Raw genomic sequence first — 26,238 nt, 5'->3', positions numbered from 1 at the left:
TTCTGCCTCTCAGCTGGCGTTGCCGGTTTGTTCAATGACGCCACCGCCCAGACAAACTTCATTGTCATATAATACCAATGACTGGCCTGGGGTAACCGCTCGTTGTGGCTGATCAAATACAACCCGGTAGCCATGCTCTGCTTTGTAGATGATGCAATCCTGATCAGTCTGCCTGTAACGCACCTTGGCTTTACAGCGCAGTGGCAAGTCAGGCTCATCATTGACCCAATAAATTTCGGACGTCTTCAGCCAGTCTTTAAACAAGCGGGGGTGGTTCTTGCCTTGAACGGCGATCAAAATGTTCCGTTCAAGGTCTTTGTCGGCAACAAACCAAGGTTCTTCTGAGAACCCGTTTAAACCACCAATGCCGAGGCCCTGGCGCTGGCCAAGTGTGTGGTACATCAAGCCCTGATGTTCGCCAATGTCGATTCCATCTTCGGTTTCGATGCGTCCGGGTTGGGCTGGCAGGTACTGCTGAAGAAAGTCTTTAAAGCGGCGCTCACCAATAAAGCATATCCCGGTGGAATCCTTTTTATTGTGAGTGATCAGTTGGTTTTCTTCAGCAATCCGGCGAACTTCTGGCTTCTCCAGTTCGCCGACCGGAAACAGGGTCTTGGCAATTTCAGCACCACCGACCGCATGCAGGAAATAACTTTGGTCTTTATTGTTATCCAGACCTTTCAATAGCTGAGTAATTTCACCGTTATCGCCGCGACGAACGTAGTGGCCGGTCGCAATAAGGTCGGCACCAAGCACCTCGGCGTATTCCAGAAATGCTTTGAACTTGATTTCCCGGTTGCACAGAATATCCGGGTTTGGCGTGCGCCCAGCCTTGTATTCCTCAAGAAAGTGCTCAAACACGTTGTCCCAGTACTCTGCCGCAAAGTTGGCCTGGTGCAGTTTGATGCCCAGAGTATCGCAGACTTGTTGAGCGTCGTTCAGGTCCTCTTTGGCAGTACAGTATTCGGTGCCGTCATCTTCGTCCCAGTTTTTCATAAACAACCCCTCCACCTGATAGCCTTCCCTCAACAGGAGATAGGCTGAAACAGAAGAGTCGACACCGCCGGACATGCCAACGATAACTTTTGTTGTGGCTGGGTTAAGGTCAGCTAACTTTGTCATTTCGCTTGGATGCTTTTGTTAAGTTGTTGATGTAAGTCTTTGCTAATAAGCAAAAACTTGTGTGCTGCAAGGCGCGCCGATTCAAGCGTGTTCGACGATAATTTTCAGCGGAAATTTCCGCCCTGCGAGATAGTCCTCTACACAGGTTAATACCATTTCAGACCGGAGGTTGGGACTGGTGCGTAATTCTTCAATGGTCATCCAGCGCGAACCGATGATGCCGTCATCCAGCACGGCATTTTCTACTGCTTCACCTGCTTCAGCGGCAAAGCAGTAGCGATGGTAGGTAACGCCATTGCTGGGGGCGGTATAGGTGTAGAGACCGATCAGGTGCTTCGGCTCAGCCGTCCAGCCGGTTTCTTCCAGTGTTTCACGACGAGCGGCATCAAGAATGGTCTCTCCCTGTTCAACGTGGCCCGCAGGCTGGTTGATCACTGTTTTGCCCGAACATACTTCCTCTACCATCAGGAAGCGGCCATCTTGCTCGATAACAGTGGCAACCGTAGCATGCGGGGTCCAGCGTTCAGACATACGAATAACCTATCAGATCCAAAGAGTGCAAAAGGCCGCAGAGTCTACCTAAGACGAAGATGTTGCTCAAATTCAATCAGCGTTTTAGTTTCCTGCCACTTCTGTGTTTGTGACGTTGTTGGCGTTTGTTCCGCGGTGGTTGTTTGGCGGTTGGGTTCGTTTCCGGCATGTGAACCGAAAGGCAGCGACTTTCGCCCGGGTTTAATGTTTCCAGTGACCAGCTGCCAATGGCTGTGCGGATAAGCCGAAGAGTAGGAAATCCAATATGTGCCGTCATCCGACGTACCTGGCGGTTTCTGCCTTCAGAGATTTTTATTTCAAGCCATTGCGTTACGTCGTTCTGACGCTGCCGTATGGGAGGATCGCGTTGCCAAATGTCCGGTTCGGCTATTTTTTTGACTTTAGCTGGGCGGGTTGGGCCATCTTTTAATAGGACGCCCTGGCGCAATACATCGAGTGCGGCATCGTCAGGATTCCCCTCAACCTGAACCCAGTATGTCTTTTCCATTTTGAACTTCGGATTGGCGATCTGCGCTTGTAACTGACCGTTATCAGTTAGCAGTAGTAAGCCTTCTGAGTCATAGTCCAGTCGGCCGGCGGGATACACATTTGTTTCAGAAATATGCGTCTTCAACGTGCAGCGACCTTCAGAGTCACTAAACTGTGAGAGAACATTAAACGGTTTGTTAAGCAGGATCAGTTTTGCCATAGATATGTAAGAAAACTACTAATTCTTTCGTCTAGCTTGCAATTTTTGTAGAAAAACTACAAATTAGCGCCCGGAATATCGGTGAATGAACCAAATAATGTGTTTATTGATCTGATTATTACTCGCCAAGTATACGGTTGGCGAGTTTTTAAGGGCGATTCAACCGAAACCTGGCTGCCACAAGCAACCTATTTGTTGAGCCCACGCGATACAGCACAAGCTAAATGCTACAGGAGTAAAGATGTCGACAAACACCCCGAAAATTATCTACACAGAGACCGACGAGGCGCCAGCGTTGGCGACGTACTCTTTATTGCCGATTGTTCAAGCGTTTACCCAGTCTGCTGGAATCGAAGTTGAAACTCGTGATATCTCGCTATCAGGCCGCTTGATTGCGACGATGGGTGAATACTTGCAGGAAGATCAGCGTATTGCGGATTCCCTGGCGGAATTAGGTGATCTGGCTAAAACTCCCGAAGCCAATATTATTAAACTACCTAACATCAGTGCCTCCATTCCCCAGATGAAAGATGCACTGAAAGAGCTTCGTGCTAAAGGATACGCCTTCCCGAAATACCCGGATGAGCCGCAGAACGAAGAAGAGGTTAAAATTAAAGCGCTTTACGACAGAGTAAAGGGCAGTGCGGTTAACCCGGTATTGCGGGAAGGAAACTCTGACCGTCGGGCGCCTGGAGCTGTCAAAGCTTACGCTCGCAAGAATCCGCATACGATGGGTGAATGGTCTGAAGATTCAAAGACCCACGTCGCTCACATGGAGTCGGGTGATTTCTATGGCAGCGAGAAATCCGTCACTGTTGCAACGGATACTTCAGTAAGTATCCAATTTACAGATAATTCGGGTGAAACACAGGTACTGAAGAAGAATACAGCGCTGCTGGCGGGCGAGGTCATTGATGCTTCAGTTATGAGTCGCAAAGCACTGCGCGAGTTCCTGGCGGCTCAGATCGAAGACTGTAAAGAGCAGGGGTTGCTATTGTCGCTGCATTTGAAGGCGACCATGATGAAGGTGTCTGACCCGATCATCTTTGGCCATGCCGTTGATGTCTTTTTCAGTGAATTGTACAGCGAATTTGCCGATGATTTTGCATCGGTAGCCATCAACCCTAACAACGGTTTTGGTGATGTTGTAAACAAAATGAATCGTCTTCCAGAAGATAAGCAGAGTGCGATTCAGTCGAAAATTAACGCTATTTTTGCTTCTCGTACCAAGGTGGCAATGGTTGATTCCGACAAGGGTATTACCAATTTACACGTCCCCAACGACGTGATCGTAGATGCATCCATGCCAGCCTTGATCAGGAATTCGGGTAAAGCCTGGGATGAAAACGGCGGGTTGGGCGATACCAAGGCGATAATTCCGGATCGTTGTTACGCTGGTGTGTACCAGGAGACCATCGATTTTTGCAAAAAGAACGGTGCATTCGATCCCAAGACGATGGGAACTGTACCAAATGTTGGTTTGATGGCGCAGAAAGCTGAAGAATACGGCTCGCATGACAAGACTTTTGAGGTGCCAGGCAATGGCACAATGTCTGTTGTCGATTCTGAGGGTAGCGTGTTACTGCAGCACGCTGTCGAGCAAGGTGATATCTGGCGGATGTGCCAGGCGAAAGATGCCCCGATTCAGGATTGGGTTAAGCTCGCCGTCAAGCGGGCGCGAATCACCGGGACGCCAGCCATCTTCTGGCTGGATAAAAATCGTGCCCACGATGCCCAGTTGATTGCAAAAGTGGAGAAGTATCTCCCTGAATATGACACTGAGGGACTTGATATTCGGATCATGGCGCCAGAAGAGGCCACGCGTTTCTCGCTTGAGCGTATCAAGAACGGCGAAGACACAATCTCTGTCACCGGTAATGTTTTACGTGATTATCTGACAGATTTGTTCCCGATTATGGAGCTTGGCACCAGCGCAAAAATGCTATCGATCGTGCCTTTGATGAACGGTGGAGGTTTGTTTGAAACCGGCGCAGGAGGTTCTGCACCTAAGCATGTTCAGCAGCTGCTGGATGATGATTTCTTGCGTTGGGATTCACTGGGCGAGTTCATGGCTCTTGCTGCATCGCTGGAACATCTGGCCGATCAGACCGGTAATCAGCGGGCTCATGTCTTGGCTAAGGCACTGGATGATGCCACGGGTAAATTGCTTGACGAGAATAAGTCACCTGAGCGTAAAGTCGGTGGGCTGGATAACCGCGGGAGTCATTTTTATATTGCGAAATTTTGGGCTGAGGCTCTTGCCGAGCAAAGTGAAGATGCCGCACTGCAGACTTGCTTTGCTCCTGTGGCACAGTCTTTTGCTGACAAAGAAGCCAAAGTTATCGCTGAGTTGACGGAGGTTCAGGGTAAGTCCGTAGAAATCGGCGGCTATTACCGTCCAGATCCATCGTTGGCTGAAAAGGCCATGCGTCCGAGTGCTACATTGAACGACCTGGTGGCGAATATTCATTGCTAAATGATGAACACCAGCCATAAAAAAACCGCCAGATGGCGGTTTTTTTATGGCTGGTGTTCATGCTTCTTCGAGTTGCTGATCAACTTCCGGGGCAATGCTGGATTCAGACTCAAGCGCCTGAATATTTATTGCATGCGTACCTTTGTCACTGGGTTTGGTATCGAATTGAACGGCTTGACCGGCCTTCAGTGTTCGATAACCATCCATCTGGATCGTAGAGTAATGAGCAAACAGGTCCTCATTACTGCCATCTGCCAGAATAAAACCATAACCCTTAGCGTTGTTGAACCATTTAACTGTCCCTGTTTTCATCCTGAACCTCCTTTGCAAGCCTTTCAAACCGGGCATTTATAGCCAAGAGGTTACATGGAATATCACCGTCCTGGCGTTTTTTGTAACCCTACGCGCCACTCCATATTTCGTCAAGCATTCGGAATAGATTGTTTCTTATGGATCAGCCTGTTTCAGTGGTTGGAGCACTGTTCACTGCAGAGTATCATAGTGTTTCATCCACCAATTATTGAACTCCATGCTTCATACCCCCAAATCTCAACTAGAATTACACAATGATGAACCGGATTACGGCGACGAAGGGAGCGTAGCGTTTGAGACTGCAAAGCCTGAGCTCAAGCGCCCTTCAATGTACAGCGTCATTATGATGAATGACGATTACACGCCGATGGAATTTGTGGTCGAAATATTGCAGAGCTTTTTTGATAAGGGTTCTGAAGAGGCGACCCAGATCATGCTCACTGTTCACAATAAGGGCAGTGCTGTATGCGCAATTTATACGCGTGATATTGCTGAAACTAAAGCGGCTTTAGTGAATCAATATGCAAGAGACTGTCAGCACCCGCTGATGTGTGAAATTGCACCGGTAGAAGATTAACGCTTAGGAGGCGCTATGCTGAATCGTGAGTTAGAGCAAACACTGAATGAAGCGTTCAAGGAAGCTCGCACAAAACGTCATGAGTTTATGACGGTAGAGCACCTGTTGCTGGCTCTGCTCGACAATGACGCTGCAGGTAGGGTACTTGAGGCCTGTGGTGCGGATGTAATTAAGTTAAGAAAAGATCTGCAGGAGTTTGTGGATTCCACCACCCCTCTGATTCCAGAGTCAGATCTGGAGCGAGAAACGCAACCAACACTTGGGTTTCAGCGCGTTCTGCAGCGCGCTGTGTTTCATGTGCAGTCTTCTGGTAAGTCTGAGGTTACTGGTGCCAATGTGCTGGTCGCCATATTCAGTGAGCAAGAAAGCCAGGCTGTCTATTTCCTGAAGCAACAAAATATCGCCCGTATCGACGTTGTTAACTACATATCTCACGGTATTTCCAAAGTTTCCGGTCCGGAAGAGAGTTCCGACCAGATGGCAGAATCTCCTGAGGAAGAGGGTGAAAGTAGCGGTAAAAATGCTCTTGAAGGGTATGCCACCAATCTCAATAGGTCGGCAAAAGAGGGTAAAATTGATCCGCTGATTGGGCGTGATTTTGAAGTTGGTCGCCTTGTTCAGATTCTTGCACGCCGCCGCAAGAATAATCCATTGCTGGTTGGCGATTCCGGTGTCGGTAAGACAGCTATTGTTGAAGGTCTTGCTAAACGTATTGTTGATCAGGATGTACCAGAGGTGATCAAAGATGCGGTAGTGTACAGCCTTGATATGGGTGCATTATTGGCAGGAACAAAATATCGCGGGGATTTTGAAAAGCGTTTTAAGGCTTTGTTGGCTGAGCTCAAAAAGCAGCCTCATGGTATTTTGTTCATCGATGAGATTCATACCATCATTGGCGCCGGTGCGGCATCAGGTGGTGTGATGGATGCAAGCAACCTGCTTAAGCCGCTGCTGAGCTCAGGTGAAATTCGTTGTGTTGGTTCCACTACCTTTACAGAATTCCGCGGTATTTTTGAGAAAGACAGTGCGCTGACGCGTCGCTTCCAGAAAATCGACGTAGCTCAGCCCTCAGTGGACGATACGTATAAGATCCTGAAGGGGCTAAAATCGCGTTTTGAGGAGCATCATGCAATTCGTTACACCGATAAAGCACTCAAAGCTGCTGCAGAGTTAGCAGATCGCTACATCAATGATCGCAATCAGCCAGATAAGGCGATCGATGTGATTGATGAAGTTGGTGCTCAGCAGCACTTGCTGCCGCAGAGTAAGCGCAAAAAAGTTATCGGCGTCGGCGAGATTGAGCAGGTGGTTGCATCAATTGCCCGTATTCCACCAAAGTCTGTTTCAGCATCTGATAAAGAGTTGCTGTTCAAGCTTGAAGACAAATTATCCATGGTCGTATTTGGTCAGGATGAAGCGATACAAAGCTTGTCGACGGCGGTTAAAATGTCTCGTGCTGGCCTGAATGCTCCCGAAAAGCCAATAGGTTCATTCCTGTTTGCCGGTCCTACCGGTGTTGGTAAAACGGAAGTATCGAAGCAGCTTGCATCAGTCATGGGAATGGAGCTGGTTCGTTTCGATATGTCGGAATATATGGAACGCCATACAGTCTCTCGCCTCATTGGCGCTCCTCCGGGTTATGTCGGTTATGACCAGGGTGGCTTGCTGACCGAAGCGGTGAACAAGAACCCCCACTGCGTGCTGCTGCTCGATGAGATTGAGAAAGCTCACCCCGAGGTGTTTAATATTTTGTTGCAGGTTATGGATCACGGCACCTTGACGGATAACAATGGTCGTAAGACGGATTTCCGCAATGTGATTTTGATCATGACGACCAATGCAGGTGCTCAGATGATGAGTCGTAACAGTATTGGTTTTACCCAGCAGGATCATTCTGTTGACGGTGCTGAAGAGCTGAAGAAGGTCTTTACCCCTGAGTTCCGAAATCGCCTCGATTCTGTTATTCAGTTTGCTCCGTTGTCAAAAGATACGATTCTGCATGTGGTTGACAAGTTCATAGCCGAACTTCAAGGTCAATTGGATGAGAAGCGAGTGATGCTGAACGTATCCGAAGAGGCTAAACAGTGGCTAGGTGAGCATGGCTATGATGAGAAAATGGGTGCTCGACCGATGAATCGTCTGGTGCAGGATAAGATCAAAAAACCACTGGCAGAGAAAATTCTGTTTGGTGACCTGGCCGATCGGGGTGGAGAGGTTGATATTCTTGTGGAGGACGGAGATATTGCGATTGAATTGATAGAGGAGGTTCCGGCTTAACGGAACCTTGTTGCGCTTGCCTTTCAGTGAAAATGAGGCAAGCGCGGCACGTAAATTAACGCGCTCTGTAGGTGATGCGGCCTTTGCTCAGATCGTATGGAGTCAACTCCACTTTTACCTTATCTCCAGTCAGGATGCGGATGTAGTTCTTACGCATTTTGCCTGAAATATGAGCAGTAACTACGTGTCCGTTTTCCAGTTTTACACGGAACATAGTGTTCGGAAGGGTATCAATTACCTCGCCTTCCATTTCAATGTGATCATCTTTTGCCATTCGTCACCTGTTTAGACGCTGAGCTTATGCCCGCTTGGTTAGTACAATGCGCGCGCATTCTGCCTCAATTCTCTGTAAAAGCAAAGGGCTATCTCTGAATCGCTTGCCACTCATCATCAATTAACGCTTCCAGTGGAGAGAATTGCCTTTTGTAAGCCATTTTGCGGCAACCATCCACCTGATACCCCAGATAGTTGTATCTCAGGTCGAGTTGATTGCTGATCGCGGAAAGCGACAATATCAGGAACATGGCGGGAGAGCGCTTCGACTGTTCTGGATCAAAAAAACAATACACCGAAGATAACCCGTCATCCAATTGATCAAACACCAGAACCCCCAGCAGCTGATTGTCCTTGTAGGCACATAAAAAACGTGTGGTGTCGAAGTCTTCAAGGAGGAATCCCTGATATTGTTCAAAGGATGGTGGGTACATGTCGCCGTCAGCATGACGTTGGATAATGTAGTTTTCGTAAAGTGGGTAGTGCAATGCTCCGTCAATGGGGCTTTCGATCCTCAGTTCCAGGTCGCGATTGCGTTTCATGATGCGTTTTTGTGAGCGGCTCAACTCAAGATTGTCAGTAAGGATGCGCAGTGGTGTGCAGGCATTGCAGCTGGGGCACTCTGGCCGATAAACCACTCTGCCACTACGGCGAAAGCCTTTTTGGTTCAGTAGCGATAGCATCTCTTGGTTAAGCTCAATCCTTGGGTCGACATATAGGCTTCGGGATTGGAATTGTGGTAGATAAGAGCAGGTGTCGCTCTCGTTTGGCAGAAAAACACGTATTTGTTTCATGTGTTGTTCTCCGTTAACCCGATGACGGCTGGCAATTTAAGCTGTGTAGGTTGTTGGGTAAAGTGTCGGAGGAGGGCCTCAAAGTGGTTGCGATCAATCTCTGTAGCGCCAAATTGAGCGAGGTGGTCGGTATGCATCTGGCAATCAATCAGCTGGATGCCAGCCTTCAGCAAGACCGGTGCAGCAACTGCAAACGCTATCTTTGAAGCATTGGCCTCTCTGGAGAACATAGACTCGCCAAAAAACACCGCGCCTTTCACAACGCCGTAACAACCTCCGATTAGATTTCCATCGGAATTCCAATGCTCAATACTCAGCGCTCGACCATTCAGCCAAAGTCGCTTGTAATGGTGCAGGATGTCTTCGTCAATCCAGGTTCCTTGCTGGTATTCACGGGGTTCCGCGCAGCTATCGATTACCTGATCAAATGCCTGATTTATAGTAACGCTAGGCTTATCCATGCGCTTAATAAGCTTTCTTACTGTCCGTGAAAGCCGGAAGCTGTCCCGGGTGATTACGGCTCGAGGCGCCGGAGACCACCAAAGGCGCACTTCATCAGGGTCGTTCCACGGGAATATACCCTGACGGTATGCTTCGTCGAGCCATCGCGGAGTCAGGCATCCCCCGGCGGCCAGTAATCCATTCGGATCATCCAGTGCTTGTCTGCTATTGGGGAATTTAGGAGGTTGTGTATCATCCAACCAATCAATCATGTAAAACCCGTGGTAAACTCTGCTTTTTCATCTTAAGTGTAACAGGAACGCGATTTGTCTGAGGATAAGTCTTGCCAAGATCTTGATACGACTGCACCAGCGGGTGCACAAGGTTCAGACATCAGGCCAACCAACTGGAGAAAACGCCAGGATGCGGTTTTTCTTTTGCTGCTGGTTGGATCGCTGCTACTGTTGCTTGCGCTGGGCTCCTATTCTCCTGAACAAAATGGCTGGGCTGCTGTTGGTTATTCCTCTGAAACCAATGCAGCAGGACAGGTGGGCGCATACATTGCCGACTTTCTATTTCATGCGCTTGGCTTTCTTGCGTTCGCATTACCTCTGCTGACAATCGCTCGCTTAGGACTGCTTTTCCGAAGGCAAAAAAATAACGCTGGCCACTGGTATGTCCGTTTAATCGGCATTCTGATTACTGTTGCGAGCTTATGTGCATTGGCTGAAGTGAGTGTATTGCACTCGGCATGGCTGCCAGCGGGTCCTGGTGGTGCTCTTGGGCAATCCTTGATGTCGTTATTGTGGCCTTTGTTCGGTTTTGCCGGCTCTGTTGTTATAACCACAGCGTCACTGGCTCTGGGCTTAGTATTATTTCTGGAGTTTTCCTGGCTGGCACTGTTTGAACGTATTGGTGATTTTTTGATGGGCTTGCCGCAGCGCCTTGTTCGTAAACCGGTTGCACCGGAAAAGGCCGATGCAAATCAGTGTGGTCCGGAAATGCCGGTGACTGATCAGGATGCGGTTACTTTAAGTGATGATCTTACTGTTGTTTCTGCTGGAACCGAGGTAATGAACGGCCCCTCGGGAGAGCGTCCTGAGGGCGTCTTAGCCCGTTTAAAGGATAAAATCAGGCGAAGAAAAGACGCAGCGAAGAATAAGCGCAATGCCCATTCGAGTGACTCAGAATCCACTGAATCGCAGCTCTTGGATGCATCGGAAGAATTCTGTTTTACGCCCCTTGATGTCGAGTTTGATGACCCCATTGCGGATCTATCGGTTGAAGGTGCTACTCTCGATTCTTTGCCTGTTGTGGATGACATTGTCGAAGTATCTGCGTCGAGTCCAGCGGATGTCATGAAAAAACAGGTTGCTAGAGCGACTCGCGCAGAGCCGCCAACGGTTCAGCCGGTTTCTTCCGGAACGGTTGCGACGGATCTGGCTCCAAACGGTGCAGCGTATACCAACCGTTCGCAAACCAGAAAAGCGGAGTTACAGCAGCAAGATAGCGTCGCTATTGCGCGGGAGAGTGCAGATAAGGAAATTCCAATTCAGCCTCTGGAAAAGAAAGACAGTGGTTTATCTGAGCGCGCGACTCGCGAATTACAGGGTAACTTATTCAAGGCTGATCAGCCGCTGCCTTCAATTGCATTGCTAGACCCACCTCGAACAGACCAGGGCGCTGGTTTTGCACCAGAACGACTTCAGGAAATGTCTCAGATGCTGGTTCAGAAACTGGCTGATTTTGGCGTTAAGGTTGAGGTCACGGCGGTTGCGCCTGGTCCGGTCATTACCCGATTCGAAATACAGCCAGCTCCTGGCGTAAAGGCCAGTAAAATTTCCGGATTAGCCCGGGATTTGGCACGTTCCATGGCTATGGTGGCGGTGCGTGTGGTTGAGGTTATCCCGGGTAAATCGGTTATGGGGATTGAGGTTCCAAATGAAAACCGTGCCATGGTCTGTATCTCAGAAGTGTTGGCCTCAAAAGAATACGACAAAAGCAAATCTCCGTTGACCATTGCTCTGGGACACGACATCGGTGGCAATCCAATCGTTACGGATTTGGCAAAAGCACCGCACATGCTGGTCGCAGGCACCACCGGCTCCGGTAAGTCAGTCGGCGTTAATGCGATGTTGTTGTCGTTGTTGTTCAAAGCCACGCCAGAAGAACTGAGGCTGATTCTGGTGGATCCCAAAATGTTGGAATTGTCGGTTTACGAAGGCATACCCCATCTACTGACGCCCGTTATTACCGATATGAAAGAGGCTCATAATGGGTTGCGATGGTCGGTAGAGGAAATGGAACGTCGTTATCAGCTGATGGCTGCAATGGGCGTACGGAACATCGCGGGGTTCAACAAAAAGGTTAAAGATGCAATCGACGCCGGTGAGTCGATTATTGATCCTACCTGGCAGATTGATAAGTCATTCGATACCACACCACCGACACTCGAACCGCTACCTTATATTGTGATTGTCATCGATGAGTTTGCTGACATGATGATGATGGTCGGTAAGAAAGTGGAGGAGTTGATTGCCCGGATTGCGCAAAAGGCTCGTGCAGCGGGTATTCACATGGTGCTGGCAACACAGCGACCATCGGTAGACGTGATTACCGGTTTGATTAAGGCCAACGTGCCAACCCGAATTGCGTTCCAGGTATCCTCTAAAATCGATTCCCGAACCATTCTTGATCAAGGCGGTGCTGAGCAACTACTTGGGCATGGTGATATGTTATTTATGCCCCCTGGCAGCGCCCTGCCAGAGCGTGTTCATGGTGCCTTTGTTGATGATGATGAAGTTCATCGCCTGGTTGCAGAGTGGAAGCAGCGCGGAGAACCCGAATATATTGAAGAAATCACTCAGGGTGGGGAGGGGGATGGTGTTCCGGGAGTCGAAGGCGGCGATGAAAAAGACGATCTTTATGATCAGGCCGTCGCATTTGTAACCGAATCGGGTAAATGCTCCATTTCATCGGTACAGCGCAAGCTTCGTATTGGTTATAACCGCGCTGCGCGTCTGGTTGAAACGATGGAGGCATCAGGGGTGGTATCACCTCCAGCTCACAACGGTGCCCGGGAAGTTATTGCCCGTGCTGCACCGCAATAATCATTTTTCAAACACTCAGCAACAGGAATGCCCAACAGTATGCTCTCTCGCGCAATATTGACCTTCACTCTTTTTATGTCGTCATTTGCATTGGCGTCAAACACGCACAATTCAGACCTAGAAAAGTTTCTGGCGCAATTGCAGGGGATGGAGAATTTCCAGGCGGCTTTTGTGCAGACTTCCAAAGCCCAGGGGGGTGAGGTTTTGCAGCAGATGCAGGGTACGCTCAGCGTAGCCAAGCCTGGAAAAATGCGCTGGGAGACGGAAGACCCCTTTGCGCAACTCGTGATATCGGATGGTCTGCTTATCTGGGTCTACGATATGGATCTTGAGCAGGTCACCATTCGTAATATGGATTTAAGGGTTCAGGAGACTCCAGCGCTGTTGCTGAGTGGCGATACAAGTCAAATTGATGCCAGTTTCGCTGTCAGTCATGAAGCGTCGGGAGAGAACTCGTTGTTCCAGTTAGTACCTAAAGATCCTAGTCAACTATTTCAATCACTGGAATTCCATTATCGCGCTAATACCCTGGAACGGATGATGATCTTTGATGCGGCGGGTCAGCTCACTGAAATTATTTTTAGTGATCAAAAAGCCAATGAAGCTATCGACGAGCAAGCGTTTATCTTCGATGTGCCGGAAGGTGTGGATGTGATTGATGGTCGCAAATCCTTTTAAGGTGAGTACCAGCTGTTGTGACGGATGATCTGTTTGGGTCTTCAGAACCCGCTTATGAACCATTGGCCTCTCGCCTGAGGCCGCGGACGTTAGATGAATATGTCGGTCAGGAGCATATTGTAGGCCACGGCACACCGTTGCGCCGCAGTCTTGATAATGGTGACTTACATTCCATCATTTTCTGGGGGCCGCCGGGGGTCGGTAAGACCACGCTGGCGCGCTTAATAGCTCATTATGTCGATGCCACTTTTATCACTATTAGTGCGGTGATGTCGGGCGTAAAGGATATTCGAGAGGCTGTGATTCGAGCCCAGCAAAGTCGCGCCGCAAGCCGAAAAACCGTTCTGTTTATCGATGAAGTTCATCGGTTTAGTAAATCCCAGCAGGATGCATTTTTACCCTATGTTGAAGATGGCACTTTCTTGTTTGTTGGTGCCACCACAGAAAACCCCTCGTTTGAATTGAATAATGCACTGCTGTCACGGGCACAGGTGTATATTCTGAAAAGCCTCTCGCCAGTCCAGATTGAGCAAGTATTAGAGCAAGCGCTTAACAAACTGGATAGCGCACCGCAGTTTGAGCAAGAGGCAATACGACGAATTGCCCAGGCCAGTGATGGTGATGCGCGTAAATCGCTTAATCTGCTGGAGTTTGCGCTGCAGTTAGCAAAAGCAGAACACCGCCTGGATTTAAATGTCGTCGATCAGTTATTGGCGAACAATCTGCGCCGTTTTGATAAAGGCGGGGAAGCTTTTTACGACCAGATCTCGGCGCTGCATAAGTCGGTTCGCGGCTCTGATCCGGATGCCGCAATGTATTGGTTCGTTCGGATTCTGGATGGTGGTTGTGACCCACTTTATATTGCCCGTCGCGTGGTTCGTATGGCTTCTGAAGACATTGGCAATGCGGATCCGCGGGCGCTGGAATTGTGTGTGAATGCATGGGATGTTCAAACCCGGCTTGGGAGTCCTGAGGGAGAGCTTGCTCTTGCGCAGGCTGTTTCATATCTCGCTTGCGCGCCGAAAAGTAATGCGGTGTATATGGCTTTCAATAAAGCAAAAGCTCTGGTGGCAGAGCAGCCAAGCCATGAAGTTCCGCTGCATCTTCGCAATGCACCGACAAAATTAATGAAAGAGTCCGGTTACGGTGCAGAATACCGTTACGCTCATAATGAGCCGGATGCGTTTGCTGCAGGGGAAAATTATTTCCCCGAAGAGATTCGCAATACTCGACTATACGAGCCGACCCCGCGGGGGCTTGAAGGTAAAATAGGGCACAAACTTGAGCATTTGCGTCAGCTCAACCAGCAGTCACCATTAAAAAGGTATGCTGAGCCAGATGGATCACAGGAATCGAATTAAATGCCGTTACTTTGGATCGGATTAGGTGGCGCTCTCGGCGCAATATCGCGCTATCTTGTGGCAACCGCAATCTTTAAATGGATGGATAAACCCTTTCCCTATGGCACCCTGTCAGTGAACCTGATAGGCTCCTTCGCCATCGGCATAGCCTACATTTGGCTAGTGGAGCATGAGTGGGGCGGAGACCATCACAGGCAGTTAGCGATGGTGGGTTTCCTTGGCGCATTCACCACCTTTTCCACCTTTTCCTTGGAAAGTATCTCAATGCTACAACAAGAGCGTTGGCTGGCCGCTTTCAGTTATATGGGTGGGAGTCTGGTGGGGTGCGTGCTCGCAACGCTGGCGGGTATGTGGTTATCAAAATCGATCAGTTAATTTTTATAAGATTTTAATTTTTCTGGAATAGAAGAAGCAGACGAATGCTGGACATCAAATTTATTCGCGACAATCTGGATCAGGTAAAAGCAGGCCTGGCGAAAAAAGGATTTACTTTCGACGACATAGAGTTCAAGCGGCTGGACGAAGAACGCAAGGCCTCATTAACCAAATCGCAGGCATTGCAGGCTGAGAAGAAAAAGGCGTCGAAACAGATTGGTGCATTGATTGGTCAGGGAATGTCGCCGGAAGATGCCAAAGCCCAGGTTATGGGTAGCATTGATGCCGATATCACTGAAGCAGAAGCGAGAGCAAAGCAAGCTGAGCAAACCTTGCGTGAGCTGTTGATGAGTATCCCAAATGTTCCTCGCGAAGAGGTACCGCATGGCAACGATGAAGAAGACAATATCGAGGTGCTCGTCTGGGGTGAACCAACTCAGTATGATTTTGAAGCGAAGGACCATGTCGACCTTGGTGAGCCTCTTGGCCTGAGCTTTGATGCTGGTGCTACTGTAGCAGGATCCCGCTTTGTCGCGATGTCTGGCAAGATGGCCCGCCTGCATCGAGCACTTGCTCAGTTTATGCTGGACACACACAGTGAGGAGCATGGTTATGAAGAAACCTACACGCCTTACCTGGTCAATAAAGAGGCACTTGAGGGCACAGGCCAGCTTCCAAAATTCGAGGAGGATCTGTTTAAGATTCCAAATGCTCAGGGCGATAAAGATCTGTACTTGATTCCAACAGCGGAAGTGCCGGTAACAAACTTGCTGAGGGAGAATATCTCGGTTGCCGATTTACCGATCAAAAAAGTGGCGCATACGCCGTGCTTTCGTTCTGAAGCAGGCAGCTATGGTCGTGATACCCGGGGAATGATCCGTCAGCATCAGTTCGACAAAGTAGAACTCGTGCAATTTGTTCAGGCGCACGAATCCGACGCTGCCTTAGAGGAGCTGACGGGACACGCCGAAAACATTCTTCAAAAGCTGAATCTGCCTTACCGCAAAGTGATTTTGTGTGGTGGCGATCTTGGTTTTTCTGCGGCTAAAACTTACGACCTGGAGGTCTGGTTGCCGGGTCAGCAGAAGTATCGTGAGATATCTTCGTGCTCGAACTTCGAGGATTACCAGGCGCGCCGCATGGGGGCTCGCTGGAGAAATCCGGAGACCAACAAGCCTGAGCTGCTGCATACGCTGAATGGTTCTGGTCTTGCAGTGGGCCGCACCATGGTTGCTGTATTGGAGAACTATCAACAAGAAGATGGGTCGATTATTGTCCCGGAAGTGTTACGCCCCTATATGGGTGGCCTGGAAGTTATCAGCGCTGCGTAAATGTCGCTGTTGCTTAAAACCAGGCGTTTGATGAGAGATCAGATCCGATGATGAATTTACCCCTCGTACTCCGGGGGGATAACACCTCCTTCCTAGTGGTCGGCGGTGGCAATATTGCCCAGCGTAAAATACGCACCTTGATTAGTGCAGGTTGCACGGTATCAATTGTTGCTCCTGAGCTTTCCGCTGACATAAAGCAGTCGATATCCAATGCTGACCAGGTTTCCTGGCATCAGATCATGGCGGATGAGCAGCTTGATTTTGGTATCGCTGAATTCGTTGTGTTGGCAACGGACAACAGCGAGTTGAACGCAGTGCTTGCCGACAAAGCCCGCGCTGAAAACCGAAAAGTTTGTCGCATTGATCAGACAGTCAGTAACGATTTCATTTTCCCCGCAGTGATTGATCGATCTCCTATTCTGGTATCCGTGTCAACCAGCGGAGCCTCACCAGCATTAACCCGATACCTGAAAGAGAGGCTTGAGGCGTTCCTGCCGCTTGAGTATTCAGACCTCGGTAAACTGATGCAGTCACTGCGGGATCGTATCAAGCAAAAGCTGCCTGCAAAGGAGCGCGCCGCTTTCTGGCGCCGCTGGATTCACAGTAGTGTTCCTGAGTTGATTCTTTCGCGCCAGCATGATCAAGCAGAATCCCTGAGTGAAGCATTGGTAAATGGCAATGAACCAGCTGTCGGCGAAGTTTATCTGGTTGGAGCGGGGCCGGGTGATCCGGATTTACTGACGTTTCGTGCTTTACGGCTGATACAGAGCGCAGATATCGTCTATTACGATCGCTTGGTGAATCCGCGGATTCTTGAGCTTATTTCACCAGAAGCTGAAAAGTTTTATGTTGGCAAAGCTAAAAGCGACCATTCTGTGCCTCAGGAAGGTATTAACCAGCTATTGGTCCAGTCTGCGCAAGCGGGAAAAAGGGTGTTGCGGCTAAAAGGTGGCGACCCTTTTATCTTTGGGCGCGGTGGAGAAGAAATCGAGGAGCTGGCATCGGCGAGCGTGCCTTTTCAGGTTGTTCCTGGTGTGACCGCTGCCAGTGGTTGTGCTGCTTATTCAGGCATTCCACTGACCCATCGTGATCATGCTCAAAGCGTTCGGTTTGTTACGGGTCATCTGAAAGACGGTACCTGTAACCTGCCATGGAGTGAACTGATCCACCCTCATCAGACTCTGGTGATTTATATGGGTCTCACTGGCATACCGCTAATTTGTAAGGAACTGATTGGCCATGGTATGACAGCAGATACGCCGATAGCGCTGGTAGAAAAAGGGACATTACCCGATCAGAAGGTGCATGTTTCTAACATTCAAGATATGCCTGCCTATGTCGCAAGCCACGACCTTCAGGCGCCGACGTTGACGATCATTGGCAGTGTAGTATCACTCCATGATCGCCTGAATTGGCGAAAATAATCCTCATTTCGATTGCCAGGGTTAAAAAGTCGGTACTTCTACTGATATCTACTATGCTTATTCCGAGTGAGTTATAAAATCTATGGGAATGAGCATGAATCTCCTGAGTTCGTTAAGCATCAAGGCAAAAATTCTATCCTTAGCTGGAGTGGCTGTAATCGGCTTTATTATCAGCCTGGTGGTGAACGGCAACATCAACAGCGCTAACTCTGAGCGCTTACAAAAAATTCAGCGAACGTTCTTTCCGGTGGTGCAGGATTCTAAGTCGAATCTGGTTCGGCTAGAGCAGATCAAAGAACTGTTTTCAACGGCCGTCAGCACCGGTGAAATGGATTTTGTTAATAATGCTGAAAAGGTGAAAAGCCAAGTCACAATGAGCCTCGATATGTTGGAGCGAATATGGTCTGAACGCGCTTCTGATGTGATCGCCACACGTAACGCCTTCAAGGCGTATTTTTCGGCAGCGAGAGGGCTGTCCGCCGGTATGGTGCAGGGCACGCTTGACCCATCCCAGATGCCCTCAGCGATTCAGCAAATGAACACCAACCTGGACGAAGTTAAAACGTTGATGGAGGACTACTCCGAAGCGGGTTTGTCTGCGTTTAACCGTACTGTTGATGAATCTAACCAAGCTGCTCAGAATGCAACTTCCGTCGGTGTTACTATCACGATCGTAACTGTTGCTGTACTGGCTTTTTTTGCATGGACGACCAGCTCCGTGATCGATACTGCGCTGAAGCGCCTTGTTCGTTCTTTAAAAGGAATTGCTACAGGTGACGGAGACTTGACCCAGCGCATCGAAAAAACGTCTAACGATGAATTGGGGGATGTTGTCGATTGGTTTAATCAGTTTGTTGATAAGCTACATCAGAACATCGGTGAGGTGGTCAGTTCCACCCGGCCGTTAGCGGACGTCTCTGATGACCTTGGCAACCTGACCAGTAAAACATCGCAAATTGCCACCAGTCAAAATCAGGCAACTGAAGAAGTTTCGCGGGTTGTTGAAGATATGGTGGACAGTGTCAAAGAGGTTTCAGGTAACGCGAATTCTGCTGCAGAGGCAGCGACTGAGGCGGATATTGCAGCTAAGGAGGGACGTTCAATCGTCAGTGAGACTGTTGCCAGTATCAATGGGCTTGCGGGGGAAGTTGAGCGCGCCAGTGATGTTATTCGCCAGTTGGAGGCCGACACTGCCAATGTTGGTAGTATTCTGGATGTTATTAAAGGCATTGCAGAGCAAACCAATTTGCTGGCATTAAATGCTGCAATTGAGGCGGCTCGTGCCGGTGAGCAAGGTCGAGGTTTTGCGGTCGTTGCTGACGAGGTGCGTACGCTGGCATCTCGAACCCAGGATTCGACACAGGAAATCCAGGCTGTCATTGAGCAGCTCCAGGGCGCCGCTCAGTCTGCGGTGTCTGTCATGAGTGAGAGTCAGGATCGTGCTCAAAACAGTGTTTCACAAGCGGCTCGTACGGATGAGAGTTTGCAGGCGATTACTGAAAAAGTAGGATCAATCAGCCAGATGAATTCCCAAATCGCCAGTGCTACTGAGCGCCAGGAGCAGGCTGCTTACAGCATTAAAGATAATGTGATTGGCATCAAGGATAGGTCGGAAGAGGCAATGAGCAGCATGACGCAAGTGGAAGCGGCGAGCAGGTCGTTAACGGATATATCGCGGCGACTGCAGAAGGTTACCGATCAATTTAAAGTGTGATATCGAAAGGTCCTGAGAGACTGTCATTCAGCAATAAGCCCGGCATGCCGGGCTTATTGCATTCAGTGCATTGTTAATCGTGTTTACAGAAGGTTGATGTTGCGTTGCTGCCAGGCTTGTTCGCAGCGAGTTAGCGCGAAGGAATAGTCACTGTTTTTTTCGATGGCGCACAAAGCAAGAGCGGCTGTTTTTAATACTGCTTGGTTCGCGTAGTTGCTCTTCATTTCCCCGCGCCAGAAGTTGAGCAGGTGTTGAGGAGATGGGTCGCTTGGCTTGTCTTCAAACAGGCTTTGGTCGTTAGCAATGGAAATTTCTCCTTGCTCTCCGCTAAAGCAATACATGGCGACGCACTTGCGTTCGGGGTTGACTTCAAATTCACCGCCTTCGCCCTTAATTACCAGTGCGTCGTGCCCCAGTTGGCGTGCAGCATCGCAATGTAAGGCACGGTAATTCGGATGGAAAATTCCTTGAACGCTGGGGATATTGTCTGGAGAAATTGTTTTTAAAACGGTGTTGATCGGAGAGCGAACACCCAAAACCGATTTGAGGAGAAGCCAGTCCTGTAATCGCGGGTTGATGGCTGAGCAGGGTAGATAGGCGATATTAAATTGCGAAAACTCGTCAGTGGTTTTAAGTTGCGGCAACCCGAACTGCTCAAACACCTCATGTAAATATACCCGGCCTTCCGTGTGGGACAGACTGCCATGGAACAGAATTTTATAGCCCATCTCACTCAATAATAGGGCTGAAAGCAGTGACCAGAAAGGTTGGCGACGTTTGCCAGCGTAGCTGGCCCAGATCAGGTCCGCTTCCAGTTCAGCAGGGAAATACTCATTGATGGCTTTCGCAAAACCAGCAATTTCCTCAGCATTTTCTTCCAGAACCCGCATCAGCATAAAAATGGCACCGAGCTGTTCCGGGCGATAATTGCCTTTAAGCATATTGCTCATGGTGTAATGCGCTTCCTCGAGGGTCATATGCCGACTGGCGTTTTTACCCCTCGCCAGAATACGAACGTATTCGGCTAAATCGTGCTTTTCCATCAATACTTCTCGGTTATAAACAATTTTCAGGGCGTGGAAGGCCTGCAATCTTCGCTGCGATTTTAGCCGGGCTACCAGGGAATAGTCTGAGCAAGTAAATGCTAGTGGCTTTATCAGCCCCCAAATGTTGTTTCAGGTACTTAGTCAGCGGGCGCATCGCGGGAGAGACATCAAACTCCCTATAAAATGCGCGCAGTGCGTTGATAACTTCCCAGTGTGCATCGGTCAAGGAAATGCCTTCAGATAGCGCAAGGTCTATCGCCACGGCGTTATTCCAATCATCTGTGTCAGCTAAGAAGCCGTCTTTATCGGTTGCTGGGATCATATCAAAAAGCCAGTTGATGCTTGCTTCGAGCCACCAGTTCACACTGCTGTTGAAAAGAGATTTCCTCGACATTGTTGACCAATGTGGCATTTGGTAGCTGATGCTCTTCATCGACAACATAGTAGACCTGATCACAGTCATACATGGCCAATGCCTTGACCAGTTTATCAGCGGCTTTGCCGCCGGGACGCTTCGGCTCCTGTTTGTTGATTAGCCAGTCGAGGCCATCGCCTGAGAAAATCAGGGCGACCTGCCGCTCGAATGCGGCACACGCCATGGCTAGTTCTAAGGGTTCCAGATCGAGCGTCGGCACAGTGGCAATGTGTATAAGAAGGTCTATATCTGTTGATTCGGTCTGTTGTGCCAGGGCGGAATCCCCTTGCGGGAATTGAATGATGCGGTCACTACTGATGACAGCGTCGACCATCTCTCCAAGTCCTGTCAGTTCAAATTGATCAGCCAGGTTGGCCTGGCGATCATAGCGCTTCGCTTCTTCGTCATTGAATATGCCGCGCCGTAAGCTGTTGGCAATGCAGTTTTGCAGCGCAAAGCCGCGCTCGCTGGCAAGCTTCTGCCAAAGTTCGGCGAGGCTGGGTTGGCCTTGTACTGGCTGCTGATTTTTAAGTCCGACCAGAGTGGCGTCTTGATAAAAAAAGACGCGTTCAATTTGCTCGGTCGATGGAAGATTGCGAATGTAATCCATGGCCTGCAGGTGGCTATGGTAAGTAAAAGGGCTTTGATTTAAGAAAAGCGACGTGCGAGCCATGATAAAAACTCTGTTTGGACAGCTTGTATGATAATTGCCGCCAACCCTTAAGGAAAGAAACGAACACAACAGAAAACTGTATCGCATTGATTTAATGAACTTTTTTCAAAATAAGTATTGACGTGAAAAATTCTCAGGGTATTATACGTCTCGCGTTCGGAGGGATGGCTGAGCGGTTGAAAGCACCGGTCTTGAAAACCGGCATAGGTTAATAGCCTATCTAGGGTTCAAATCCCTATCCCTCCGCCATATTTAAAAAGGCCTGCTTATCAAGCAGGCCTTTTGCTTTCTGTCTCCGAATATTTCTGCCATCGCTAATTTTTCAAGTTACTGCCGTTTGTTGGTGGTTTCTTTTACGGTTGTATTTTGCTCTGAAATAAAAGGTGGTCTGGATCAGTCTCCAAAGTGAGCACTGCAAAGTGCCGAAGGTAGTAATGGTTCAGACGCTTTCGGTTTTCTGTCAGTGGCAATATCAGTTGAGTGCCGAAAGAAGGAGAAAGCTTGACCACGTAAATAGCAGGCTGATAACAAGCCATTCAGCTTTGATCAGCCGGGTCAGGTGATTTGATCGCAGGTCAGGAATTGGGAACGATTGCTTGCTGTTTTTTATTAAATGGCTCCAGCGCTGCCAGATTCGGTGATTTCTGGATGCCGCCTCGCGGTTCTGAATGCCCAGTTCTGAGTGTGGTGCCTGGGTGCTTGCCATACTGTCTTCGCTTCATCTGCTGACTTTTGTACAGCATGCCGACAAAGCGAAAGTAGAAATAGCGTGTTTGTGTGTGCGAATGTTTCTCAACGTAATTAAGGCGGATGCTTTTCTATTGCATGGCACGGATGTAGCCCGCTACGGACCTTGCCAGGGCATTCAGATCATAACCGCCTTCCAATAATGACAGGACCGGGGTGTTGCGATTGGCGGCAATAGTACCGATCCAGTGGCCAAGCCAGGCATAGTCCTCGTCCTGTAAGTTCAGTTCTGCCATCGGGTCGGCCTCATGCGCATCGAATCCGGCTGATACCAATATTAGCTCGGGTGTAAATCTTTCGATGGCGTCACTCCAGGCTTTAGTCACTCGACTGCGAAATTCATGGCTGCCGGTGCCAGCATCGAGCGGGACGTTTAGGACGTTGTTATACACGTCGGTCTGATAATGAGAGTGAGGGTAAAACGGATGCTGAAAGCTCGAGCAGATCAGAAAGTTATGGTCGTTAGCAAGAATATCAATCGTGCCATTGCACTGATGAGCATCAAAATCGATGATCAGGACTCGCTGAAGATGATGAACATGGACGGCGCGCAAACCACAGATAGCGATGTTGTTGAAAAAGCAAAAGCCTTTGCTTCTCTTGTGTTCGGCGTGGTGGCCGGGAGGTCGAACGCCAGCAAAAGCATTATTGTGGCGAGTGTCATTGTTCAACACATCATCAAGGGCTTGAGTGCAGGTGCCAACAGAATATAGCGCGGCCTCCAGTGAGCCGGACGACATTGGTGTGTCTTCATCAACAAATATGTGGCCTTGCTCGGGTTGTATCAGTTGTAATTGATCATAGTAGCCGTGGCTGTGAGCTCGTAAAATATCCGGTACACGAGCCATACTTCCCTGGATAACATCCAGGCTTTGCCAAATGCCTGACTGCTTCAGGCCTTGCTCAATGGCGAGAAGGCGCATGGCATGTTCGGGATGATCGTCACCGGTGTTATGAGAAAAATGTTGTTCGAATGTATAGTAGGCAGTCGTCATAATGCGCTTGCTTCAATAATTTTCGTCAGTGTAACCGCGTTCCTAATGTACGCAACTAAACTTATGGATCACTTTGTATGGGCACACGTTCGTTAGAACTCTTTTTTCAGCCTACCAGCATTGCTGTTATAGGTGCATCAGAACGACAAGGGAGTCTCGGTGGAGCCATTGTTCGGAATCTGCGGAGTGGTCAATACAGTGGGCAAATAATCCCGATTAACAGTCGTGGTTACAAGACCATTTATGGCCTGCCCGCGTTGTCTCGCATCAGTGAGCTGGATTCTGTTCCGGACCTTGCGATTATTTGTACGCCGGCTGAAACCGTGGCCAAAGTGATTAAGCAGCTGCATAAGAAGGGCGTTGGTGCGGCCATGTTGCTGACCGGGGGGATCGCGCGGGCACGCTCGTGGCAATTTCGTCCATCTTCTGATCGCCTTGATCAGGTGATTGAACAAACTCGCATGAGGATTCTTGGCCCTGATTGCCTGGGTATGGTGGTGCCGTGGCGTAATCTCAATGCCAGCTTTCTCCATGTGCCGGTTAAGAAGGGCAATATTGCCTATATCGGCCAGTCCGGAACATTAGCATCGGGTGTTATGGATTGGGCATTCAGTCGTAATATTGGTTTTTCTCATGTACTTACGCTCGGGAAAAGCCAGGATGTCATTCTGCCCGATCTGATTGACTACATCGTACAGGAGCCTCATGTACGCACAATCCTGATTCAGTTGGATGAAATTGGTTCGGGCAAGGCGCTGGTTCGTTCCTTAAGGGCGGCATCACGTCATAAGTTGGTGCTTGCCGTTAAAAGTAATCGTTTTCAGGAAAGTCCTCTCAATCGTATTGAGACGCCAAAAGGTCTTCGCAGTCGGGATACTCTTATTGATGAAACGCTTGCCCGTGCCGGTGTGCTGCGCGTATCGGCGACCGATGAATTATTTGATTGCGTCGATGCATTGAGTCCGCGTCGCGAGAATTTTGGTCCAAGATTGGCAATTATTGCCAACGGTCGTGGCCCGGCAATCCTGGCTATGGACCGTTTGATTCATGATGATGGTCAGTTAGCGGAATTATCTTCTGATACCCGCACGCATTTGCGTCGATTACTTCCGGAATATGTCAAAACCGACAATCCGGTGCTGCTCAATCCAGAATTAAAAGCGCAGCAATTGTCCGCGGTGGTTGGCGCCATCGTGCTGGATCGAGGTGTTGACGCAGTGTTGGTTGTGCATATTCCGAGTCTTGGTTCTGATCCAATGGAAAATGCCAAAGCCCTGGTTGATGTGTCGAAGAAAACACCAAAAACCATTTTGACCAGCTGGATGGGAGAGTACACCGCTGAGCCTGTGCGTGAGTTTTTCGATAAGCACGGTGTCCCTACGTTTGATACGCCAGACAATGCCATTAAGTCATACATGTATATGGTGCAGCATCAGAGAACGCAGGATCTGCTGCGCGAGACTCCAGAGAGTCTAGAGATTCCGATTTCTTCAGCCTACGAGGAAGTAGACGCCCAGATTCGTCAAGAACATCGACCGGGGGACTATTTATTGCCCAGTCATGCCTGGGATTTGCTTGAGGCGTATGGCTTCGCAATTTCGGAAAATCATTACAGTCCGGACATGGCGACAATGCTGGAAACGTCGGAGGATATTGAAAAGCCATGGGTGTTGCGTGTTCATCATCGAAACTATTTGTATCCATTTGCTTACGGCAATAACCCGCGTGAACGTTTGCGTGCGGTTACTCGTGAACTCTACAGCAAGCAGGAGCTTCTGCCGGCGGCCGAGAAGCTGGAATCGGCCATTGGGGCTGCGTTTCCGGATAGCCCAGTGCTGGGCTACACCGTCCAGAAGCAATATCGAGCATTGGATAATCTGCAGTTTTCATTTGGTATCGGTCGTGATCGCGAGCTAGGACCCTATCTGTTTTTTGGTGGTGGCGGCTCAACTGCCGATATCCTGGTGGATCGCCAGGTTGCACTGCCACCGTTGAATGCCAACCTTGCTGAGAAATTGATTAAGCGCAGTCACTTCTACCGTGTTCTTAATGAGCGATCAGATAACATTGAGCGTGAGTTGGTAACGCTGGAGCGCTGGTTGGTGGCGCTGTCTCACATGGCGCTGAATCACCCCTGGTTGGCTGGATTCGAAGCTAATGCAATTCGTCGCCAGGTAGGCAGATACAGGGTGATCGGTGTTGCTGGAGAGATCGGGCACCCATTGAAAAGCGCTATATTGCCATACCCGGTAGAGCTGGAAACTGCCTACGAAAGTAAGCAGGGTAACGGATACCGTATTCGCCCTATTCGTGGCGAAGACGAGCCACCGCTTCTGGCCTTCTATCAGCGCCTGAGTCCCGAATCGTTACGATTACGCTTTTTTACCGCGCGACGACAATTCGACCATAAAGAGCTGGCACGATTCACCCAGATTGATTACGACCGGGAGATGGCATTTGTTGCTATGCGCGGTGGTAAACTGTACGGCGTAGTAAGGGTCTGGATAGATCCGGATGATGTTACCGCCGAGTATGCAGTGATTATTGATGATGATTGTCGCGGCGAAGGCCTTGGTCATCGGCTGATGGTCGAAATAATCGAATACCTTAAAAATCGTGGAGTATTGCAGATAATTGGTACAGTCTTGCCGCATAACAATGGTATGCTCAAGCTGTGTGAACGTCTTGGTTTCAGCTTGCATAACAATATGGAAGAGGGCGTTGTCGAAGTTGGTAAAAATTTGAATCCGTTGAAATACGGATGGCAGCGTAAGAAAATGTTGCCTTTGTCATGATGCAACAACACGCGTTGATTAATTTGATAATAATTACAAGCAAACCGTTCTAGTGTGATAGC

At 49.2% G+C, this 26,238-nt stretch carries 22 protein-coding genes, 1 tRNA gene and 2 pseudogenes; 13 read left to right on the top strand and 12 right to left on the bottom strand.

The genetic code is table 11. The features are described 5' to 3' along the window. Positions 1-9: 9 nt before the first annotated feature. From mnmA to MK185_04595, 3 genes are all read right to left on the bottom strand, one after another. Complete coding sequence (mnmA, locus tag MK185_04605; protein ID MCH2039889.1) at positions 10-1,122, bottom strand: tRNA 2-thiouridine(34) synthase MnmA; 1,113 nt, start codon at positions 1,120-1,122, stop codon at positions 10-12. An 81-nt stretch (positions 1,123-1,203) separates the two neighbouring features. Further along, complete coding sequence (locus MK185_04600; GenBank protein MCH2039888.1) at positions 1,204-1,653, bottom strand: NUDIX hydrolase; 450 nt, start codon at positions 1,651-1,653, stop codon at positions 1,204-1,206. A 76-nt stretch (positions 1,654-1,729) separates the two neighbouring features. Continuing rightward, complete coding sequence (locus MK185_04595) at positions 1,730-2,362, bottom strand: pseudouridine synthase (GenBank protein ID MCH2039887.1); 633 nt, start codon at positions 2,360-2,362, stop codon at positions 1,730-1,732. Between the two features lie 241 nt (positions 2,363-2,603). On the opposite strand from MK185_04595, the gene MK185_04590 reads away from it, so the two are divergent. Then, positions 2,604-4,838: an NADP-dependent isocitrate dehydrogenase gene (locus MK185_04590; protein ID MCH2039886.1), complete on the top strand. Its 2,235-nt coding sequence runs from the start codon at positions 2,604-2,606 to the stop codon at positions 4,836-4,838. Positions 4,839-4,895: 57 nt separating this feature from the next. Here MK185_04590 and cspD read toward each other — a convergent pair whose 3' ends face one another. After that, positions 4,896-5,150: a cold shock domain-containing protein CspD gene (gene cspD / locus MK185_04585; GenBank protein MCH2039885.1), complete on the bottom strand. Its 255-nt coding sequence runs from the start codon at positions 5,148-5,150 to the stop codon at positions 4,896-4,898. A gap of 217 nt (positions 5,151-5,367) precedes the next feature. Here cspD and clpS point away from each other — a divergent pair, with 217 nt between their 5' ends. Next, positions 5,368-5,727, top strand: coding sequence for an ATP-dependent Clp protease adapter ClpS (clpS, locus tag MK185_04580; protein MCH2039884.1), 360 nt, complete (start codon positions 5,368-5,370; stop codon positions 5,725-5,727). Between the two features lie 15 nt (positions 5,728-5,742). Next, positions 5,743-8,004 carry an ATP-dependent Clp protease ATP-binding subunit ClpA gene (gene clpA, locus MK185_04575; GenBank protein MCH2039883.1) on the top strand — a complete coding sequence of 754 codons (2,262 nt, stop codon included), beginning with the start codon at positions 5,743-5,745 and terminating at the stop codon, positions 8,002-8,004. 55 nt (positions 8,005-8,059) lie between these two features. Here clpA and infA read toward each other — a convergent pair whose 3' ends face one another. The 3 genes from infA to aat all read right to left on the bottom strand — a co-directional run bounded on the left by infA (position 8,060) and on the right by aat (position 9,784). Then, positions 8,060-8,278, bottom strand: a complete 219-nt coding sequence (gene infA, locus MK185_04570) for a translation initiation factor IF-1 (GenBank protein MCH2039882.1) — start codon at positions 8,276-8,278, stop codon at positions 8,060-8,062. 88 nt (positions 8,279-8,366) lie between these two features. Further along, entirely contained in the window at positions 8,367-9,071 is a 705-nt protein-coding gene (locus MK185_04565; GenBank protein ID MCH2039881.1) for an arginyltransferase, read from the bottom strand. Continuing rightward, positions 9,068-9,784: a leucyl/phenylalanyl-tRNA--protein transferase gene (gene aat, locus MK185_04560; GenBank protein MCH2039880.1), complete on the bottom strand. Its 717-nt coding sequence runs from the start codon at positions 9,782-9,784 to the stop codon at positions 9,068-9,070. Before aat ends, MK185_04565 begins: the two co-directional genes overlap by 4 nt. Before the next feature lie 192 nt (positions 9,785-9,976). Between aat and MK185_04555 the strand changes: the two are divergent. The 8 genes and pseudogenes from MK185_04555 to MK185_04520 all read left to right on the top strand — a co-directional run bounded on the left by MK185_04555 (position 9,977) and on the right by MK185_04520 (position 19,505). After that, positions 9,977-10,369 (top strand): annotated as a pseudogene (locus tag MK185_04555) (DNA translocase FtsK 4TM domain-containing protein). 780 nt (positions 10,370-11,149) lie between these two features. Then, positions 11,150-12,622 (top strand): annotated as a pseudogene (locus MK185_04550) (DNA translocase FtsK). Positions 12,623-12,661: 39 nt separating this feature from the next. Next, positions 12,662-13,300 carry an outer membrane lipoprotein chaperone LolA gene (gene lolA, locus MK185_04545; GenBank protein ID MCH2039879.1) on the top strand — a complete coding sequence of 213 codons (639 nt, stop codon included), beginning with the start codon at positions 12,662-12,664 and terminating at the stop codon, positions 13,298-13,300. A gap of 17 nt (positions 13,301-13,317) precedes the next feature. Beyond that, the gene (locus MK185_04540; GenBank protein MCH2039878.1) at positions 13,318-14,661 is read left to right on the top strand and encodes a replication-associated recombination protein A; all 1,344 of its coding nucleotides are present in this window, start codon (positions 13,318-13,320) and stop codon (positions 14,659-14,661) included. After that, positions 14,662-15,036, top strand: coding sequence for a fluoride efflux transporter CrcB (gene crcB / locus MK185_04535; GenBank protein MCH2039877.1), 375 nt, complete (start codon positions 14,662-14,664; stop codon positions 15,034-15,036). A 44-nt stretch (positions 15,037-15,080) separates the two neighbouring features. Beyond that, complete coding sequence (gene serS / locus MK185_04530) at positions 15,081-16,367, top strand: serine--tRNA ligase (protein MCH2039876.1); 1,287 nt, start codon at positions 15,081-15,083, stop codon at positions 16,365-16,367. 47 nt (positions 16,368-16,414) lie between these two features. Further along, a complete protein-coding gene (gene cysG, locus MK185_04525; protein MCH2039875.1) occupies positions 16,415-17,791 on the top strand; it encodes a siroheme synthase CysG in 1,377 nt (458 codons plus the stop codon). Positions 17,792-17,885: 94 nt separating this feature from the next. Then, the gene (locus MK185_04520) at positions 17,886-19,505 is read left to right on the top strand and encodes a methyl-accepting chemotaxis protein (GenBank protein ID MCH2039874.1); all 1,620 of its coding nucleotides are present in this window, start codon (positions 17,886-17,888) and stop codon (positions 19,503-19,505) included. Positions 19,506-19,588: 83 nt separating this feature from the next. Here MK185_04520 and MK185_04515 read toward each other — a convergent pair whose 3' ends face one another. The 3 genes from MK185_04515 to tusD are packed head-to-tail and all read right to left on the bottom strand — an operon-like array spanning position 19,589 to position 21,639. Beyond that, positions 19,589-20,548, bottom strand: coding sequence for a glycosyl transferase family protein (locus MK185_04515; protein MCH2039873.1), 960 nt, complete (start codon positions 20,546-20,548; stop codon positions 19,589-19,591). Positions 20,549-20,561: 13 nt separating this feature from the next. Beyond that, positions 20,562-20,873, bottom strand: a complete 312-nt coding sequence (locus MK185_04510) for a TusE/DsrC/DsvC family sulfur relay protein (protein ID MCH2039872.1) — start codon at positions 20,871-20,873, stop codon at positions 20,562-20,564. A 1-nt stretch (position 20,874) separates the two neighbouring features. Then, entirely contained in the window at positions 20,875-21,639 is a 765-nt protein-coding gene (tusD, locus tag MK185_04505; GenBank protein MCH2039871.1) for a sulfurtransferase complex subunit TusD, read from the bottom strand. Between the two features lie 158 nt (positions 21,640-21,797). On the opposite strand from tusD, the gene MK185_04500 reads away from it, so the two are divergent. Then, a tRNA-Ser gene (locus tag MK185_04500) sits at positions 21,798-21,888 on the top strand. Between the two features lie 223 nt (positions 21,889-22,111). Here the strand turns inward: MK185_04500 and MK185_04495 are convergent. After that, a complete protein-coding gene (locus MK185_04495) occupies positions 22,112-22,345 on the bottom strand; it encodes a hypothetical protein (GenBank protein MCH2039870.1) in 234 nt (77 codons plus the stop codon). Positions 22,346-22,457: 112 nt separating this feature from the next. Then, entirely contained in the window at positions 22,458-23,381 is a 924-nt protein-coding gene (locus MK185_04490; GenBank protein MCH2039869.1) for a histone deacetylase family protein, read from the bottom strand. A 77-nt stretch (positions 23,382-23,458) separates the two neighbouring features. Here MK185_04490 and MK185_04485 point away from each other — a divergent pair, with 77 nt between their 5' ends. Then, entirely contained in the window at positions 23,459-26,176 is a 2,718-nt protein-coding gene (locus MK185_04485; protein ID MCH2039868.1) for a GNAT family N-acetyltransferase, read from the top strand. The last annotated feature ends 62 nt before the right edge of the window (positions 26,177-26,238 follow it).

The sequence above is a fragment of the Saccharospirillaceae bacterium genome, assembly GCA_022448365.1.
Taxonomy (GTDB): Bacteria; Pseudomonadota; Gammaproteobacteria; order Pseudomonadales; family Oceanobacteraceae; genus Bacterioplanoides.
This window is presented reverse-complemented; position numbering and strand designations above follow the sequence as displayed.